This is a genomic window from Streptomyces sp. SAJ15, from assembly GCF_007595705.1.
GTDB lineage: Bacteria > Actinomycetota > Actinomycetes > Streptomycetales > Streptomycetaceae > Streptomyces.
In genome coordinates, this window is record NZ_NISY01000040.1 from 1 (window position 1) to 961 (window position 961).

General features: G+C 69.7%; 1 protein-coding gene. It reads left to right on the forward strand.

Annotation, left to right across the window (positions count from 1 at the left end):
• Positions 1-119 precede the first annotated feature (119 nt).
• Positions 120-961: IS481 family transposase (locus tag CD790_RS34220; RefSeq protein ID WP_144387277.1), on the forward strand; the 842-nt coding region annotated here is incomplete at its 3' end.

Sequence of the window (961 nt, forward strand, 5' to 3'; positions counted from 1 at the left end):
TGTTCTGTCCGGGGAGGTTGTGGACGGGTGACCCAGGTCTCGGTTGAGGGATCTTGAATGGGTGAGGGCCTTCCGGGTTCGGTGTGGATTGCGACGTCTACACCGACCGAAAGGCCCTCGTGTCCCACCGTAATGCACCCCTGACCGAGACCGGACGCCTGCGTCTTGCCCGCTGTGTGGTCGAGGACGGCTGGCCGCTTCGACGGGCCGCCGAGCGCTTCCAGGTCTCGCCGACCACAGCCCAGCGGTGGGCCGACCGCTACCGCCGACTGGGCGAAGCCGGCCTGGCGGACCGCTCCAGCCGGCCCCATCACAGCCCCCGCCGCACCCCCACCCGCACCGAGCGACGGATCATCAAGATCCGTGTGCTGCGCCGGTGGGGACCGGCCCGCATCGCGCACTTCCTGCACCTGGTGCCCTCCACCGTCCACCGCGTCCTCACCCGCTACCACCTGGCCCGCCTGGCCCACCTGGACCGGGCCACGGGCCGCGTGGTGCGGCGCTACGAACGCGACCGGCCCGGAGAACTGGTCCACGTCGACATCAAGAAACTGGGCAACATCCCCGACGGCGGCGGACACAAGGTCCACGGCAGAGCCCAGGGCGGTCGCAACAGTTCCGCACACCGCGACCCCGCACGGCCCCGCACCCGTCACGGCCGCCCCAACCTCGGCTACAGCTACCTGCACACAGCCATCGACGACCACTCCCGCCTGGCCTACAGCGAAATCCACCCGGACGAGAAGAAAGAGACCGCCACCAGCTTCTGGCAGCGGGCCCACGCCTTCTTCGCCCAGGCCGGGATCACCGTCGAGCGGGTGCTGACCGACAACGGCTCCTGCTACCGCTCCCACGACTGGCGCACAGCCCTGGCCACGGACGGGATCATCCACAAGCGCACCCGGCCCTACCGGCCGCAGACCAACGGCAAGGTCGAACGCTTCAACCGCACCCTGCTGGA